Origin of the sequence: Kitasatospora sp. NPDC056138 (genome assembly GCF_042264695.1) — a bacterium.
In the GTDB taxonomy this organism is placed as follows: domain Bacteria; phylum Actinomycetota; class Actinomycetes; order Streptomycetales; family Streptomycetaceae; genus Kitasatospora.
The window spans coordinates 44,630-61,611 of record NZ_JBHJVK010000035.1 but is presented as its reverse complement, the minus strand read 5'-3'; the positions used below and the strand labels follow the sequence as shown (position 1 = coordinate 61,611).

The window sequence follows — 16,982 nt, the reverse complement described above, 5'->3', positions numbered from 1 at the left end:
GGTAGCCCGGCCCGCGCCCGTCGACAGCTCGAAGGCGGACGGCGGGGCCGCGTGGGATGCTGAGCAGGAGTGTTCCCGGCCGGTGGGGGGGTGGGAGGAGCGAAGATGGAGATCAAGCCGCAGGCGGCCGTCATCCCCAAGGAGACCGACCATCTCGAACAGGGGAAGTACGGCCCCGTCTTCCCCAGGACACCGGCCTGTTACGGGTTCACCATCGTCGCGCAGGTGAAGGCGGGCCGGGCCGGGGCGATGCGGGAGTACGGCCACGCCCTGGCCGAGGCGCTGGAGAACGATCCCTACCTGCTCGCACCGTTGAAGCTGCACTACCTGCGCTGGGTGCTCTTCGACGACGACACGCGCTTCATGTACCAGGGGATCTTCGACACCGACTTCGACAAGTACACCGAAGACGCCATCGCGCTGTTCACCAGGGCGGGGGTGAGCACGGCGTTCGAGAACCTCGAAGGGTTCCCCGAGGACTGGCGGACCAACCCCGAGGCGTTCGTCAGGTTCGTACGCGACCACCACTGCCCGAGCTTCATCGAGTACGGGGAGTACCCGTTCGTCAGCGCCGACGAGATCAAGAAGGCTCTGCGGATCAAGAACGCCCTGTCGGAGATGCTCGACCAGTTGCAGTGAGTGCCCGGTGGCCGTCGGCGGCTGCCGTGACGGCAGGCCGACGCGCGGGTCCCGCTGTCGATCGGAGGCGAGATGAGCGAGGTCAGGACCGCACGCACCTACAACCAGAACCACACGCCGCGCGCGTACACCCCTGGCCGGCGGCGGGTGAGCATCTACGTCTCGTGGAGCTATCCGGCCGAGGCCGGCCGGAACCCCGCCGAGCTGGACAACCGGTTCTCCACCCTGACCGAGGTCCGGCGGGTGGCCTGGCCCGCCTACGAGGACCCGAAGTGGTCCGACCCGCTGCAGTTCCAGCAGGGCATCGCGGGTTCACTGGAGTTGTTCTTCTGGGCCTGGGTGCCGTTCCAGCAGTTCACCGGGGAGCTCACCGGACATCCTGTCCCGGTGTACCAGCGCATCGACCAGGCCGGTTTCCGCACCCCGCTCGACGAGCGGGTGCTGGCCGACACCGACACCCTGTTCGTGTTCGGGCTGGACCACATGGTCACCGGGCAGCAGGCCGAGCCCGGGGAGGTCGAGGCGCTGCGGGCCTTCCTCGGCCGGGAGGGCACCTGCCTGGTCCTCGGTCCGCACCACGACGTCGGGGCATCGGACGATCTCGCGGTGCGGGACATGGAGTACCACCATCACGGCGATCCCCTGGTCCCCCGGCAGCAGCGGTTCGCCACCCACGTCCGGAGCCTGATGCAGGGCCTCGGGGTACCGGTCGAGAACCGCTACGGACTGCGTCCCGCCGTGCGGGAGCCGAACCGGATCGCCCCGCTGTCCACGGTCCGGGACCTGGATGCGAGGGGGTGGCTGGAGGGGGTGACGAACTTCAACTTCCACCTGCACCTGCCGCACTACGCCGTGACGACGGACGCGCCCGACGTCGTTCACGTGCTGGCCAGGCAGCCGATCGACACCTCCAGTCCGCATCCGTTCACCGAGGCCGGCAACACCGAGTTCAACATGTTCCTGTGGATGCCCCCAGGAGGTGAGCGGGCCGGCGACGTGCTGCTGGCGGACTCCACGATCTTCAGTTCGCTGTTCGGCGGCGACGAGAGTCTGCGCACCTTCTGGCGGAACCTGGTCACGAAGTGACGCCCCGGGAGAGCCGCAGGGAGGCGACGGGCGTGAGCGGACACCCACGGGCCGCGCTGGAGCTCGACGACATCCAGCGCGGGGTCCTCAGCCCTCGACCGACCCCGTACGCGGCGACCTACCTCGTGTTCCGCATCGACGACCGGGCGGCCGGACGGGAGCTGATGCGGCGCGCGAGCGCGGTGGCGACCTCCGCCGCCGACTCGGCCGGTCCCCCCGGGGAGACGTGGGTGAGCGTCGCGGTCACCTGTCACGGACTGGCGGCGCTGGGCGTGCCGAACACGTCGCTGGAGACGTTCGCCTGGGAGTTCCGGCAGGGGATGGCCGCCCGGGCCAGGGCGCTGGGCGACGTCGGCGAGAGCGGCCCCGAGCACTGGGAGGCACCGCTGGGCACGCCGGACGTCCACGTGGTCCTCACCGCCGTCGCACCCGACGCCCCTCGGCTGGCCCAGGCCCTCGACCGGGCCCGCCCCGCCTACCACCGCCTTCCCGGTGTGACGGCGATCTGGCGGCAGGACTGCTACGCGCTGCCCACCGAGACCGAGCACTTCGGCTACCGCGACGGCGTCAGCCACCCCGCCGTCGAGGGCAGCGGCATCGCCGGGTCCAACCGGCTGGAACTCCCCCTGAAGGCCGGCGAGTTCGTGCTCGGCTACCGGGACGAGATCGGCGGCGTCCAGACCCCGCAACCGGAGGCGCTGGGACGCAACGGCAGCTACGCGGTCTTCCGCAAACTCCACCAGGACGTCGCCGCGTTCCGGCGCTACCTGCGGGACAGCGCCACCGGCCCCGAGGACGAGGAACTGCTGGCTGCCAAGATCATGGGGCGCTGGCGCAGCGGAGCACCGCTGGCGCTCAGCCCGCACCGGGACGACCCCGCTCTGGGCGCCGACGCACAGCGCCGGAACACCTTCCTGTACCAGGAGGACGATCCGACCGGGTTCGCCACCCCCGGCGGGTGCCACATCCGCCGCGCCAACCCCCGTGACGCGTCGGTGGCGGGGGAAGTGCGTCTGCACCGCATGATCAGACGCGGCGCCGTCTACGGCCCGCCGCTGCCCGAGGGCGCCCTGGTGGACGACGGGGCGGACCGCGGCCTCGTGTTCGCGTTCATCGGGGCCCACCTCGGGCGGCAGTTCGAATTCGTCCAGTCCGAGTGGCTGAACGACGGCGTCTTCTTCGGCGCGGGCAGCGCCAAGGACCCGCTCACCGGCTCTCACGACGGCACCGGCGGCTTCACCGTTCCCCGGCGGCCGGTGCGACGGCGCCTGCCCCCGCTGCCCCGGTTCGTCGTCACGCGCGGCGGCGAGTACTGCTTCCTGCCGGGCCTGCGTGCCCTGCGCTGGCTCGGGGAGCTCAGGGACTGACCGCACGGCCGGGCGGCCGGCCGCACCGGGTGTCAGCGGTCACCGTGCCCGCACCGGGGCGGACGGCCTCCTCGACGCCTCGATCCGGGGAGCACGCCGGTCGGGCCCGGCAGAGGTACCGCGGGCCGCCCGTCCGGCGTGCTCCCCGGATCAGACCCTTCCGCCGGGTGCGGCGCTGCGGATTCGCTCGGCAGCGGCCTCGGGGCTCACGTCGGTGACGAAGGCGTCGAGCCCGGATTCCACGCCGGCCAAGTACTTGAGCCTGCCCGGGGCTCGCCGGACGGTGAACAGCTCGAGGTGCAGCGCGAGTTCGGTACCGCCGGTCCTGGGCGCCTGGTGCCAGGCCGCGATGTACGGGGTCCGGTTCGGGGCGGAGCCGTCGGGTGACGGGAAGAGGCGGTCGAAGCGGCGCAGCAGGTCCAGGTAGAGGCCGGGGAACTCGGCGCGTTCCGCCTCGTTCAGCGCGGTGAGGTCGGGAACCCGGCGTCTGGGGTAGAGGTGGACCTCGTAGGGCCAGCGCGCGGCGAACGGCACGAAGGCGGTCCAGTGCTCGCCCCGGAGCACCAGCCGCTCGGGGGTCTCCTGCTCGGCGGCGAGCAGGTCCTCGAAGAGGTTCCGTCCGGTGCGCGCGCGGTGTGCCTCGGCCCGGGCGATCATCCTGGCGGTACGGGAGGCCACGAAGGGGAAGGCGTAGATCTGCCCGTGCGGGTGGGCCAGCGTGACGCCGATCTCCTCGCCGCGGTTCTCGAAGCAGTACACCTGCCGCACCCCGGGCAGGGCGGACAGTTTCGCCGTGCGGTCGGTCCAGGCGTCCAGCACCAGGCGCGCCTTGGCCTCGTCCAGGTCCGCGAAGGAGGCGTCGTGGTCGGAGGTGAAGCAGACCACCTCGCAGCGGCCGGCTCCCGGCCGGAGGGTGTGCAGCGGGCCGTCCTGGGCCACCACGTGCTCGGCCGAGTTCGCGGCGAGCGAGGGGAAGCGGTTCTCGAACACCGCGACCTCGTAGTCGGCCGCAGGGATCTCGCTGAGCCGCCCGTCGCGTGAGGGGCACAGCGGGCACTCGCCGGCCGGCGGGTGGTAGGTCCGCTGCTGGCGGTGCGCGGCCACCGTCACCCAGTCGCCGAGCACCGGGTCGAGCCGGGTCTCGGAGAAGCTCGCGGCGGGCTCCAGCGGCCGCTCGTCCACGACGTCGCGAACCGTTCCCGGATCCCGGTCGTAGTAGACGAGTTCGCGGCCGTCGGCCAACTTGGTGGCGGTCTTGTGCACCGCTGTACTCCTTCACGTGGGACATCGGCCCGGCTGTTCACGGCCTGGGGCGTACCGCAGGCCGCGCAGGACCTGCGTCGAGCCCGGCCGAACGCGCCACGGGCGGCAGGAACGTGGCTTCCCGACACGGGCGGGCTGTCCGTGGTCCGCCTGCCGGCCCTACTGACTGACCCTCAACTCCCCAGCAGATACCGAGCTCCAACAGAATCAAACATATACTCCCGCTTGTCAACAACCGTGCCGCTCGTCGGCGGTCTCCCGGCGTCACCTCTTTCGACCCGACCGGGCGTGAGCCCCGCAGGTGTTGACCATGAGGCCCAATCATGTTTGATTGTGTCGGAATTGACCCTCACTCGCCGATGGAAATCCCTCAGCGGGAACCAGCACGCGGCTTCCGCACGACGGGCAGCCCCCAGGGGACGGTCCGCGGCGGCGTGCTGCGAACGCCGGCCGGGAGAGTGTGCCGTACCTTCCCCGATGCACTGGAGCTGAGCAGATGATCGACGAGGCCGCCACCGACTTCGAGGCCGTCCACGGCGGACGGCCGACCGGCGTGTGGGCCGCCCCCGGGCGCGTCAACCTGATCGGCGAACACACCGACTACAACGCCGGGTTCGTGCTGCCCATCGCCCTCCCGCAGACGACCCGGGTGGCCGCCCGGCGCAGGGAGGACGGACGGCTGCGGCTGTACAGCGCCCAGGGCGACGGCACGATCACCGACCTTCCGCTCGACGGTCTGGCGCCCGGCGTCACCGCCGGCTGGGCCGGCTACCCGGCCGGTGTCTTCTGGGCGCTCGCCGAGGCGGGCCACCCGGTCGGCGGAGCCGATCTGTCCGTCTCCAGCGACGTGCCGGCCGGAGCCGGACTCTCCTCCTCCGCCGCCCTGGAGTGCGCGACGGCGGCCGCCCTCAACGACCTGTACGGGTTGGGCCTGTCCGCGCCGGAACTCGCCCTGATCGCCCAACGGGCCGAGAACGCCTTCGTCGGCGTGCCGTGCGGCGCGATGGACCAGATGGCCTCCGCCTGCTGTACCGGCGGTTCCGCCCTGTTCCTCGACACCCGGACCCTGGAGCAGCGGCACGTGCCGCTCGACCTGGCGGCGGCCGGGCTCCGGCTGCTGGTGATCGACACCCGGGTCAAGCACGACCTCGGCGACGGCGCCTACGCCACCCTGCGGGCCGGCTGCGAGCGCGCCGCCGGCCTGCTCGGCCTGCCCGCGCTGCGCGATCTCGGGCCCGCCGACCTCGCTGCGGCCGTGGACCGGCTTCCCGGCGAACTCGGGCCGCTGGTACGGCACGTGGTGACCGAGAACCAGCGCGTCACCGAGACCGTCGACCACCTGGTCCGCGGCGAGATCGCCGCACTGGGGCCGGTCCTGACGGCCGGACACGCCTCGCTGCGCGAGGACTACCAGGTCTCCTGCCCCGAGACGGACCTCGCGGTCGAAACCGCCGTCGCCGCCGGGGCACTGGGCGCGCGGATGACCGGCGGCGGGTTCGGCGGGTCCGTCATCGCGCTGGTCGAGGCCGCACGCCTGGCGGGGGTCTCGGACGCGGTGCGGGCGGCCTTCCGGTCGGCGGGCTTCGCCGCACCGGTCGTGTTCACCGCCGTGCCCTCGGCGGGCGTCCGTCGGCTGGCCTGACCGGTCCGTTCCGGAGCCGCCGGCTCGACCGGCGGCCGGGACGACGACGTGCCCGCCGACCGCGTCGGCGAGCACGTCGCGGGCCGTCCCCGGGAGGGCGTCGTCGGTGACGGGACGGTCGGCCTCCGCCAGGGCCGCGGAGCTGCTCAGCCCGACGCCCCCACGTGGTGGGGCCCGCGACCACGACCGTACGGCGGGCGGAGGCGATCGGGGGCACGGGCGGTCCGGTCACGCCTCGGCCGGGCGGGTGCCGGTCTCGGCCGCGCGGGTGCCGGTCTCGGCCGGGCGGGTGCCGGCGAGGTGCCGTGCCATCGGAACGCCCCACCCAGGGGTCAGTCGGCCGTTCCGCAGGTCGGGTACGGAGGCCGCCTTCCCTGCGGCATGCGCCCGAAGGGGCGGGTCCGGCGGGGCCGGCCGGGTGGTGCGCCTCCTCCCAGGGACTGCCGTCAGGCGGGGAGTCCGACCGCGCGTTCGCGGTTGCGGCGCTGCTGGATGATGACGGCGGCGACCAGGAGGGTGCCCTGGGCGACGTTCTGCCAGAAGGCGTTGATGCCCTGGACGGTGAGGCCGTTCTGCAGTGCGCCGAGCAGCGCGACGGCGAGCAGGGTGCCGCCGATGCTTCCCTTGCCGCCCTTGAGGGCGCAGCCGCCGAGGGCGGCGGCGGTGATCGACTGGAGCTCCAGGCCCTCGCTGCCGGAGACGGGCTGGCCGCTGCCGGTGCGGGCGGTGAGGAGGGTGCCGGCGAGGGCGGCGACGGTGCCGGAGAGGGCGTAGGCGGCGATGAGGTACTTGTTGAGGTTGATGCCGGCGAGGCGGGCGGCGGTGTCGTTGCCGCCGATGGCGTAGATGTTGCGGCCGATGTCGGTGTACGTGAGCAGGGCGTGGACGGCGGCCGCGGTGAGGATGAGCAGCCAGACCATGGTGGGCAGGCCGGCGATCTTGCCCCGGCTGAGGAAGACGAAGACCGGGTCGTTGAGCACGTAGCCCTGGGCGCGGCCGTCGGAGACGAGCTGGGCGGCGCCCTTGTAGGCGGCCAGTCCGGCGAGGGTGGCGATGGTCGGGTTGACCCGGCCGTAGATGATGACGGTCCCGTTGAACAGGCCGATGGCGGCGCCGATGCCGAGGGCGGCGCCGATGCCGAGGTAGGGGTTGGCGCCGGTGGAGGTGAAGACCATGGCGCTGGTGACGGAGGCGAGTCCGGCCTGGGAGCCGACGGAGATGTCGAGGCCGCCGCAGATGATGACGACGGTCTGGACGACGGCCAGCAGGCCGGAGATGGTGGCGGCTTCGGCGATGACCTGGATGTTGTCCCAGCTGACGAAGTTGGGGTTGAGGGTGCCGAAGAGGGCTACGACGGCGATGAGGGCGCCGATGAGGCTGAGGTTCTGCCCGCCGATCGCGGTGAGCAGGGCGCGCGGGCCGCCGGGCCGGACGGGCCGGGCCCCGGTGTCCGGCAGTTGGGCGGTCGGGGGTGTGGTGGTGGTCATCGGGTGTCTCCGGTCGGGGCGTGGGCGGTGGTGCCGGTGGCGAGGTCGTCGGCCATGGCGAGGGCGAGGACGGCCTCTTCCGTCGCCTGGTCGCGGGTGAGTTCGCCGGTGGTGTGGCCGTTCTGCATCACCACGATCCGGTCGGCGAGGCCGAGGACTTCGGGCAGTTCGGAGGAGATGACCAGGATGGCGGTGCCCTGGCGGGCGAGGTCGGCGATGATCTGGTAGATCTCGGCCTTGGCTCCGATGTCGACGCCGCGGGTGGGTTCGTCGAGGATCAGCAGGTCGGGCTTGCGGGCGAGCCAGCGGGCCAGGACGACCTTCTGCTGGTTGCCGCCGGACAGGGTGCGGACCTCTGCCTCGATGGAGGGGGCGCGCACCCGCAGCCGGTCGGCGTACTCCTGGGCGAGGGCCTTCTCCTGGCGGTGCTTGACGAACCGCCAGCGGCTGAGTCGGCGCAGGCTGACGAGCGAGGTGTTGTCGCGGATCGTGCGCTGCAGGAACAGGGCCTGGGCCTTGCGCTCCTCGGGGGCCAGGCCGATCCCGGCGGTGATGGCGGCGCGCGGGTTCTTCAGCCGCAGGACCTCGTCGTTGAGCGTGACGGTGCCGGAGCGGATCGGGGCGTCGCCGGCCAGGGCGAGGGCGAGTTCGGAGCGTCCGGCGCCGATCAGGCCGGCCAGGGCGACGACCTCGCCGGCCCGGACCTGCAGGTCGACGTCGCGCACGTCGTCGGTGGTGAGGCCCTTGACGTCCAGGACGACGCGGTCGGTGGCGACCTGCCCGCGGACGAACAGCGAGGACAGGTCACGGCCGACCATGAGCCGCACGAGCTCGCTCTCGTCCGTGTCATCGGCCCAGACGACCCCCGCGACCCGGCCGTCGCGCAGCACGGCGATGCGGTCGGCGAGTTGGAAGATCTCCTTCATCCGGTGGGAGACGTAGATGACGGCGATGCCTTCGTCGCGCAGCCGCCGGATCAGGGCGAACAGGGCCTCGACCTCGTGCTCGGAGAGCGAGGAGGTCGGCTCGTCGAAGGCGATCGCCCGCGGCGTGACCTGCCCGGTCAGGGCCCGCAGGATCTCGACCAGCTGGCGCTGGGCGGCGGTGAGTTGGGAGCCGAGCAGATCGGGGTCGAGGACCTTGTCGAAGCCGAGGCGGTGCAGGTCGTCGGTGATGCGGCGGCGCAGTTCGGCACGGTCCAGGCGGCGCAGTCCGGTGCGGGGCAGCGAGCCCGCGTAGACGTTCTCGGCGACCGGGACGTGCGGGATGATCTCGGGTTCCTGCGGGATGATCCGGATCCCGGCGCGGCGGGCGTCCTGCGGGGAGTTCAGGTCGACGGGTCGGCCGTCCAGCAGGACCCGGCCCTCGGTGGGGCGGTGGTCGCCGGTGAGGATGCGCAGCAGGGTGGACTTGCCGGCGCCGTTCTCGCCCATCAGGGCGGTGACCTGCCCGGGCGGGAAGGAGAGGGTGACGTCCTCCAGTGCCCGGACGGTGCCGAAGCGCTTGGACACGCCCTCGGCGCTCAGGCCGGGTGCGGCGCCGGGTGGCGGGGTGGGCGGGGGTTCGGGTGGGGTCATCGGGGCCTCGTTGGCGGTGCGGTGCGTAAGGGATTCAGGAGCGGGAGCCGGTGCGGCGGCTCGCTGCCCGCCTGCCGCACCGGCGGTTCGACGCGGTGTCAGCTGCAGGACACGCCCGCGGACTGCCAGGTGGTGGCGTCGACCATCTTGGTCGGGGCGAAGGCCTCCTTGGGGAAGTCCTTGCCGTTCTTGAGCTTGTCGACCATGGTCTGCACCGCGAGGGCGCCGACGTCCTTGCCGTTGATGAACAGGGCGGCCTTCATGCCGGACGGCTTGCCGGAGGCCCAGTCCTTGCACGCCAGGTAGGCGCCCAGGCCGACGCCGTCGATGTCGTCCGGGCTCACCCCGGCGTTCTGCAGGGCGGTGACGGCACCCTGGACGTTCTCGTCGTTGCAGCCCCATGCCACCCAGTGCTTGACCCCAGGGTTGGCGGTGATGGTGGCGGCGACCTTGTCCTGCGCGCCGGTCGGGGTGTTGTCGGTCGCGACGTCGATGTTCCGCACGCCCGGCACTGCCTGGTCGAAGGCGTCCTTGGCGGCCTTGACCCGGTCACCGCAGACGGTGACGTCCTGCTTCCACGCGGAGATGATCCGGGTGTCCGCCGGGTTCCAGCCGGCCTTCTTGAACTCCTCTGCGGCGCGCTGGCCGACCTGCTGGCCCATCTGCTGGCCGGAGAAGCCGATCCTGGGCACCAGGTCGCCCGCGGCGCACTGCGCCGGGGACGGACCGCTCGCGCAGACCTGGTCGTCCGAGGTGAGCAGCGCGGCCTTGGCGTCCCGGGCCGTCTGGACCACCTGCGGGCCGACCGCCGGGTCCGGCACCACGATGATCAGACCGTTGCTCTTCTGTGCGATCGCGGACTGCACCTCACTGACCGTCTTGTTCGCGTCGCTGCCGAGGTCCACGACCTTCAGGTCGGCACCCAGCTCGGCCGCCTTGGCCTTCGCCCCCGCGGCCTCGTCCACGAAGTACTGCTGGTCGCCCTGCTTCTGCAGGTAGGTGATCGAGACCTTGCCGGACACCGGCGCCACCGAAGCATCGGCGCCGGACGAGGACGTCTGTCCGGTCGAACACGCGGTCAGGCCGAGGACGGTGGCCAGGCCCAACGCGGCGGTCGGGGCCAGGCGGCTACGGAGGGAGGGGTGCATGCTGGGGGCTCCTGAGGGTGGTGGACCGACCGGCTAGAAGCAACACAACCGATCAGAAAGCATCGCGATCAAACGCGATGAAGCAAAAGGAAACGCCCAGTTCAGATCCGAGTCAAGCTCTGGATCCCAACTGGGCGGTTTCGAAACCGTCTCGTTACGCCTACTCAGGGCCCGCCACGGACACGGAAGTTGGCGCGGACGGGAATCGGCGCCCCCGCGCAGGGCCGGCGCGGACCCCCTGAGGTGCAGGTCGAGCCGGCAGCACGCTCGACGGCGACCCGGCAGCCGACCTGGTCACGGCGGGTCCGGACGGAGCGCTCGACTCGCCCCGCCGCCCGTCCGGGCGCCGTCCCGGAGAGGTGCGGGCGGAGCCGAAACGGCGTCAACAGTCCGTGGCATCAACAGCCGACGTGAGAACGCGCCGACGACCACCGCACCCGGCCCCCGAGCTCGGCGCAACGTCCGACCCCGCACGCCGACCACGACCCCGTGGCCGCTGACGTTCAGTTGGATGCGAAGTTGTTGATTAATGTTCGAAGTTGGGTCCAGGTTCCCGCCCGACGCTCCGGCGGGTCCCGCGCCACAACGGCCACGGGCGCCGACCCGACACCCGGCCACCCGGCCCGATCCGACCCGGGCACCTGGCGGCGTCCCACTGGACCGCGCCCGCCGCACGGGACTCCGGCATCCACACCGGGGAAGCGCCGGTCGGCGTCCACCCCGTCGCCGCGCCCGGCCACACCGCCGACGTGGGCGGATACGAACGAGCGCCCTCCGCACCCGGCACACCTCCGACGCCGCGACCGAGCCCGCCCACGACCGCCACGGCGGGCGTCAGGAACGCCTCCCGCATGGTTGCGCCACTACTTAGGTATGGCTAGCCTAAGCCAGCTGTTTCCCCCGCTACGAGTACGAGTGAGGAAGGCCACCGTGCCCTCGCCTTTGATGCCCCCTGCCCTGACGTCCTTGGCGGCGGCCGCACCCTCGACACCCCTCGGTCCCTTCGTCGACAGCGCCGTGGCCTGGAGCACCTGGGTCACCCTGATGGGCCTGGTCGGTCTGATCGCCCTCGCGTTGCTGTCCGCGGGCCCGGCCGCCGTCCGCACGGCACCGAGCGCGCTTCCCGCGGTCACCGCCCGGCTCGCCCTGGCCGCCGCCGTCGCCGGTGTCCTCGCACTCCCCGCCGTGCTCACCGATCTGGCCCACCACGCTTCGGCCGGCGGCGGTTACGACTACACGGCGGCGTGGAACTCCCTCTACGACGGCAGCAACGCCGGCCGGCTGTCCGGGATCGAGGTCACGTTCGCCCTGGTCGCCGCCGCCCTGGTGGCTCCGCTCGCGGCCCGCCCGGTCGCGGCCGGCCGAGCCCGCACCTGGCTGCTGAGCGCCGGCCTGGTGGCCGGCTCCGTCGCGCTCGGTTCCACCAAGTTCCCCACCAAGACGCCCGCCGACTGGGGCCGCACCGGCTTCGAGACCCTGATCTGGATGCTGCACCTGCTGGGAGGCGGCGTCTGGCTCGGGGGCCTGGCAGGCCTGCTGCTGCTCGCCGCCCCCGGCGCGATACCCGCGGCCGAGCGGCGCGCCTTCTGGTCGACGGCCATCCGCCGCTTCTCCCTCGGCGCCACGGGCTGCGTCGCGGCCATCACCCTCTCCGGCCTGTTCCTGTACTGGGAGCACGTGGACGGCCTGACCCAGCTGGTCACCACCATGTACGGGCGCGTGCTCGGCGTGAAGATCCTCATCTTCGGTGGCCTGCTGCTCCTCGGCATGTTCAACCAGTTCTGGCTGCACCCCCGGATCGACGCGGCGCGCGACGAAGGCGATCAGCGCCCGCTGGTCACCGTGCTGCTCCGCAGGTTCCCGCTGGTGGTCGCCGTCGAGGTCCTGCTCGGCATGGCGCTGCTGTTCGTGGCCCCCTTCCTGCACGGCTCCGCCCGCAACCAGGCCTACCAGGCGCAGGTGGCCGAGCAGTCCGCCACCGCCGTCCCGGCGAAGAAGCTGCCGAAGCTCGCACCGAAGCAGGTCGGCACGGACACCTGGGTCTGGGGCACGGCCGAGACGGTCGCCGTGGTCGTCCTCATGGGCGGCGGCTACCGGCTCTCCGGCCGGCTGGCCGGCCGCCGCACGGCAGCCGTGACCTCCGCTCCCCTGCCGAACTGATCCGAGCGGTCGAGCTGCCGCCCGGGCCCCGAGGGCCGTGACACCACCGGCTCCGGAGCGCACCGCCGAGACGCTCCCGGCCCGGGCGGAGCAGACGAGCCGGACGCCGGAGCAGCCGGGCATCGGACGAACCGGACGCCGGACGAGCCGGGCATCCACCGCCGGACCCGCTCCCACCGGCCTCCCACCGGCCCTCCCGAGCCCTCCCGGGCCCGGCGGATCACCGGCCCCGACCTGGGCGGCGACGAGGACCGGCCACCCCTGCACACGGAACCGAAGGACGCCCGGCCATGACACCGCTCCGAATGTGACCCGTATCACTCCCAGGTGAAAACCCGCCGCCCCGGCCGGGCGTCTAGCAGGTGTGAAACGGGTTGGGGCGGCAGCGCCGCAGGAACTGGACGAGGAACGTCTCCTACGACGGGTGGCCCGGGGCGACCGGGCCGCCTTCGAGGAGCTGTACCGGCGCACGTCGCCGTGGCTGGCGGTGCGGCTGCACCGCCGCTGCGCCGACCAGCAGATCGTCGCCGAGGTCATGCAGGAGACGTATCTGGCGGTGTGGCGGGCGGCGGGCTCGTTCGCCGGGAGCCGGACCGGAGGAACGGCCGTCGGCTGGCTGTGGACGATCGCGGCCCGCCGCCTCGTCGACGCGTTCCGGCGCAGGGCCCACCACGCGGAGCCGCCGCCCGCCGCCGCTCCGCACCCCGTGGCGCCCGCCGCCGAGGAGGAGGCCCTGGTGGCCACCGTCGGTGGTGACGTCGGGGACGCGCTGCGGCTCCTCGCGCCGGAGCTCCGGGACGTACTGCAGGCCATGGTGCTCGACGGACTGTCCGTCCGGGAGACCGCCGTTCTGCTCGGACTGCCCGAGGGAACGGTCAAGACCCGCGCCCGCCGGGCCCGGGTCGCGATGCGGGAGGCGCTGGCATGAACGTGGAACACGCGTCGGTACGGCTCATCAACGGCTACGCGCGCGGCGACACGGACCTCGCCGCGGACGAGGTGTGGGGCCTGGAGGCCCATCTGGAGGGGTGCCGGGTCTGCCGTGACCGGCTGTCGGCCGCCGTCACGGCCGGGGCGCCCGGCGTGGCGGCGCTGACCGAGGCCGTCTGGTCCGATCTCGAACACCGACTGCCCCTGTCCGACCCGGCGCCACCGCGCCGGCTCCGGGCACGGCTGTCGGCGTGGACGACGCCCGCCATGACGCCGTGGCTGGCCACGGTCCTGGCCGTGACGCTGCTCGCACTGCTGCTGGACCTGCTGGGACCCGGCTCGGGTCAGGTGTCCCTGGTGCTGCTGCTCGCCCCCGTCCTGCCCGTGTGCGGCGTGGCGGCCTCGTGGTCGCGCGGCCTGGACCCGGCGTACGAGCTGACGGCCTCCACCCCGAGGGCGGGGCTCCAGCTGGTGCTGCGGCGCACCGCCTCCGTACTCGCCGTGGTGATCCCCGCGCTGCTGGCGGGGGGATGGGCGACGGGGGTGACGGCCGTGCAGTGGCTGCTGCCCTGCCTGGCCTTCACCTCGACGACCCTGGCGCTCGGCGGGGTGATCGGCGTGACCCGCGCCGCCGTCGCCCTGGTGGCCGCATGGGCCGTGGTGGTGGCGGCGCCGACGCTGGCCACCAGCCGTACGGCCGTGGTCCTGCGGACGGACGGCCTGCCGGTGTGGGGGCTGATCCTCGCACTCGGCGTCGCCGTCGTGATCGCCCGCAGGGGCGCGTACACCGTGCTGGGAGCCCACCGTTGAGCCTCCGCCAGAACCCCCGGCAGAGCCCCCGGGAGAACCCCCGAGAGAAGTGGAAGCGCACGATGCCCGTAGTGAGCAGGGCCGACACCGCCCCCACGGCCTACGCCTGGGAGATTCGGGCGACCGAACTGAAGGTCAGGGCCGGCCGGAACCGGATGGCCGTCGACGGGCTCGACCTGTCCCTGGGCACCGGCGTGCACGGTCTGCTCGGTCCGAACGGGGCGGGCAAGACCACCCTCATCCGGGCGCTGGCCACCGTACTGCGGCCCGTCTCGGGCGAGTTGGAGCTGCTCGGGGAGTCCGCTGGCGGGCTGGGCGAGCACCGCGCGCTGCGCCGCCGGATCGGCTACCTGCCGCAGGAGTTCGGCTACTACAAGCGCTTCACCGTGCGCGAGTTCGTCGAGTACATGGCATGGCTGAAGGAGGTTCCCGGCGCGGACATCCCCGCGGCGGTGCAGCGCGCCGTGGAGCGGGTCGGCCTGGCGGACCGCGCCGACGAGCGGATGAAGGCCCTGTCGGGCGGGATGGTGCGGCGGGCCGGCATCGCCCAGGCCATCGTCAACGACCCGACGATCCTGCTGCTGGACGAGCCGACGGTCGGCCTGGATCCGGCGCAGCGGCTGCGCTTCCGCGAACTGCTCCAGGAGCTGGGGACGGACGCCTGCGTGGTCGTCTCGACCCATCTGGTGGAGGACGTGGCCGCCGCCTGCACCGACGTGGTGCTCCTCGCCGAGGGCCGGCTGGTCTTCCAGGGCACCCCGGACGAGCTGGCCGCGGCGGGCGGCCCGGAACACGTGGGCGACAGTCCGCTGGAGCGCGGCTACTCGGCGCTGCTGGCCGCCCCCGCACGGACGGGGGGCGCCTGGTGAACCTCCGGATCCTGCGCATCGAGCTGAAGCGGTCCGTCGCCCCGTGGGCCGGCGCCGTCATTCTGGCGATCGCGCTCGCGTACCTGTACCTCGTCTCCGGACCGTGGTGGACGGGCACCGCGCCGTGGACGGCCCAGTGGACCTCCATGGCCCTGTGGACCCGGTACCTGCTGGTCTTCCTGTGGCCGCTCGCCGTGGGACTCGGGGCGCTCCAGGGGCTGCGCGACCCCCGTTCGAAGATGTCCGAACTGCTGACCAGCACCCCGCGGCCCGCACGGCACCGCGCGGCCGCCCTGGCGGGCGCGACGGCGTTCACGCTGGTCTCGGCCTTCGCCCTGCTCGTCCTCCAGGGCGCGGCGCAGGTGCTCGCCGGCGACACCTCGTACACCCCTGTCGGCTGGCTGCCCGTCTCGCTGGTGGGGGCGCTCGCGCTGGCCGCCGGGGCCGTACTGGGCATGGGGGTCGGGCGGGCCCTGCCCTCCGCCCTCACCCCGCCCGCACTGGCCGTGGGCGCCTTCCTGTTCGTCAACCTCCTGCGGCAGAGCGCGAACGACGCGGTACCGACCTCGTTCGCGGCGCCGAACCGTCTCTCGCTGCTGTCACCGGCGGCGTCGGAGGTGCGCCAGATGCTCCTCACGCTCTCCGTCCCCGTGCACCTCGGGCAGACGCTCTGGCTGCTCGGCATGGCCGCGACGGGCCTCGCACTGCTGGCCGCCGCCACGCCACGGGCCCGGCTGCTCGCCCTCACGCCCCTGCTGGCCGGCGGGGCCGTCGCCCTGCTCCTGTTCCCGGCGGACCCCCGCGACGCGTACGTCGTCGACCGGGCCGCGGCGGCGCAGGTGTGCGACGGCCCGGTGTGCGTGACGACGGCCCGGCAGGCGCGGCTCGACGACGTGGCGGGTCCCGGCAAGGAGGCGCTGCGCCTGCTGCGCGGCGCCCTGGGCGACCGGGCACCCGTCACGATCCACGAGAGCACCGTCCCGCGGGCTCTGGACGCCGCGTCGGAACGGTCGCGCGACTTGGTGCTCATCGACCCCGACGACGCGGTGATCGGCGCCGCCAAGGGCGAGCAACTGACCCGGGCCCTGGTCGGCCAGGGCATGGCCCCGGTGTGTCACCCCCGCAACGGCGCCGAATTCGGCTCGCCGCAGGAGGAAGCCGCACGGGACATCGGGGCCGCCTGGGTCCTCGGCGGGGACCTCCGGCCGCTCGACGGGAGCGGGTTCTCCGCGAACGCCCTGACCGTGGCCCGCCCGGTGTGGGAGCGGTTCATCGCGCTGCCGCTGCCGGAGCAGCGGCAGCGGATCAGTGCCATGCACGCCGCCGCGGTCTCCTGCTCGGACCCGCTCGCCGCGCTGACTGGCGGTGCGTCCCGGTGAGGTGGCTGACGCTGTACGCGCGCTCTCGGCAGGCGCCCGCCTCGCTCGCCGTGGTGGTGATCAGCACGGTGGCGGCATGGGCGCTCGCCCGGGCCTTCGGCGGGGGTCCGGGAGATCCGCACCTGTCCACGCTCGTCCTCTTCGCGGGGGCGACGGCGGTCTCGGTCGGACTCGGCGGGCAGGACCTCGCGTTGGACCGGACGGCCGCGATCCGCTGGATGCTCCGCAGGGCGGCGCACGTCCTGCTCGGCAGCGTGCTCATCGGCGCGGCGCTGCTGGCGGTGCAGACGACGGGCGGGCAGCCGGCCTCCCCCGCCTTCGTCGTGCGCAACAGCGCGGGGCTGATGGGACTCGTCGCCATCGGGGCGGCCTGGTTCGGGGGGCAGTACGCGTGGCTCCTGCCGTTCGGGTGGCTGCCGTTCTCCTTCCTCCTCCCGCCCGCGACGAACACGGCCACGCAGGTGCTGACCTGGATGGTGCTGCCGCCCGGATCGGCCGCCGGCACCTGGACGGCCCTCGTCCTGGCCGTCACCGGCACCGCCGTCTACGCCGTCGGGGGCCCGAGGCGTTAGCGGCGGCCGCATCGTCCCGGACCGGTGTTCGCGATCCGGGGCCGGCGGACGGT

Annotated in this window: 14 protein-coding genes; 10 read left to right on the top strand and 4 right to left on the bottom strand. The window is 73.2% G+C overall.

The genetic code is table 11. The annotated features are described in order from the left end of the window. Window positions 1-105 precede the first annotated feature (105 nt). From ACFC1R_RS21570 to ACFC1R_RS21560, 3 genes are all read left to right on the top strand, one after another. Window positions 106-639, top strand: coding sequence for a hypothetical protein (locus ACFC1R_RS21570; RefSeq protein WP_375940901.1), 534 nt, complete (start codon window positions 106-108; stop codon window positions 637-639). Window positions 640-711: 72 nt separating this feature from the next. After that, window positions 712-1,725, top strand: coding sequence for a hypothetical protein (locus ACFC1R_RS21565; protein WP_375940899.1), 1,014 nt, complete (start codon window positions 712-714; stop codon window positions 1,723-1,725). A gap of 32 nt (window positions 1,726-1,757) precedes the next feature. Continuing rightward, window positions 1,758-3,092, top strand: a complete 1,335-nt coding sequence (locus tag ACFC1R_RS21560; RefSeq protein ID WP_375940897.1) for a Dyp-type peroxidase — start codon at window positions 1,758-1,760, stop codon at window positions 3,090-3,092. Window positions 3,093-3,242: 150 nt separating this feature from the next. Here ACFC1R_RS21560 and galT read toward each other — a convergent pair whose 3' ends face one another. Further along, on the bottom strand, window positions 3,243-4,355 hold the full coding sequence (gene galT / locus ACFC1R_RS21555; RefSeq protein WP_375940895.1) for a galactose-1-phosphate uridylyltransferase: 1,113 nt from the start codon (window positions 4,353-4,355) through the stop codon (window positions 3,243-3,245). Between the two features lie 496 nt (window positions 4,356-4,851). Here galT and galK point away from each other — a divergent pair, with 496 nt between their 5' ends. Further along, window positions 4,852-5,997 carry a galactokinase gene (galK, locus tag ACFC1R_RS21550; protein WP_375940893.1) on the top strand — a complete coding sequence of 382 codons (1,146 nt, stop codon included), beginning with the start codon at window positions 4,852-4,854 and terminating at the stop codon, window positions 5,995-5,997. A 446-nt stretch (window positions 5,998-6,443) separates the two neighbouring features. Here the strand turns inward: galK and ACFC1R_RS21545 are convergent, their stop codons facing one another. The 3 genes from ACFC1R_RS21545 to ACFC1R_RS21535 all read right to left on the bottom strand — a co-directional run bounded on the left by ACFC1R_RS21545 (window position 6,444) and on the right by ACFC1R_RS21535 (window position 10,209). Next, entirely contained in the window at window positions 6,444-7,484 is a 1,041-nt protein-coding gene (locus ACFC1R_RS21545) for an ABC transporter permease (protein ID WP_375940891.1), read from the bottom strand. Next, window positions 7,481-9,061 carry a sugar ABC transporter ATP-binding protein gene (locus ACFC1R_RS21540; RefSeq protein WP_375940889.1) on the bottom strand — a complete coding sequence of 527 codons (1,581 nt, stop codon included), beginning with the start codon at window positions 9,059-9,061 and terminating at the stop codon, window positions 7,481-7,483. The genes ACFC1R_RS21545 and ACFC1R_RS21540 overlap by 4 nt, the downstream gene beginning before the upstream one ends. A 98-nt stretch (window positions 9,062-9,159) precedes the next feature. After that, window positions 9,160-10,209 carry a substrate-binding domain-containing protein gene (locus tag ACFC1R_RS21535; protein ID WP_375940887.1) on the bottom strand — a complete coding sequence of 350 codons (1,050 nt, stop codon included), beginning with the start codon at window positions 10,207-10,209 and terminating at the stop codon, window positions 9,160-9,162. A 945-nt stretch (window positions 10,210-11,154) separates the two neighbouring features. Here ACFC1R_RS21535 and ACFC1R_RS21530 point away from each other — a divergent pair. The 6 genes from ACFC1R_RS21530 to ACFC1R_RS21505 all read left to right on the top strand — a co-directional run bounded on the left by ACFC1R_RS21530 (window position 11,155) and on the right by ACFC1R_RS21505 (window position 16,929). Further along, on the top strand, window positions 11,155-12,369 hold the full coding sequence (locus tag ACFC1R_RS21530) for a CopD family protein (protein WP_375940885.1): 1,215 nt from the start codon (window positions 11,155-11,157) through the stop codon (window positions 12,367-12,369). A 424-nt stretch (window positions 12,370-12,793) separates the two neighbouring features. Next, the gene (locus tag ACFC1R_RS21525) at window positions 12,794-13,297 is read left to right on the top strand and encodes an RNA polymerase sigma factor (RefSeq protein ID WP_375940883.1); all 504 of its coding nucleotides are present in this window, start codon (window positions 12,794-12,796) and stop codon (window positions 13,295-13,297) included. Further along, entirely contained in the window at window positions 13,294-14,109 is an 816-nt protein-coding gene (locus tag ACFC1R_RS21520; protein WP_375940881.1) for a zf-HC2 domain-containing protein, read from the top strand. The genes ACFC1R_RS21525 and ACFC1R_RS21520 overlap by 4 nt, the downstream gene beginning before the upstream one ends. Before the next feature lie 62 nt (window positions 14,110-14,171). Continuing rightward, window positions 14,172-14,978, top strand: coding sequence for an ABC transporter ATP-binding protein (locus tag ACFC1R_RS21515; RefSeq protein ID WP_375940879.1), 807 nt, complete (start codon window positions 14,172-14,174; stop codon window positions 14,976-14,978). Then, entirely contained in the window at window positions 14,975-16,357 is a 1,383-nt protein-coding gene (locus tag ACFC1R_RS21510; RefSeq protein WP_375940877.1) for a hypothetical protein, read from the top strand. Before ACFC1R_RS21515 ends, ACFC1R_RS21510 begins: the two co-directional genes overlap by 4 nt. Next, window positions 16,354-16,929: a hypothetical protein gene (locus tag ACFC1R_RS21505; protein WP_375940875.1), complete on the top strand. Its 576-nt coding sequence runs from the start codon at window positions 16,354-16,356 to the stop codon at window positions 16,927-16,929. The genes ACFC1R_RS21510 and ACFC1R_RS21505 overlap by 4 nt, the downstream gene beginning before the upstream one ends. The last annotated feature ends 53 nt before the right edge of the window (window positions 16,930-16,982 follow it).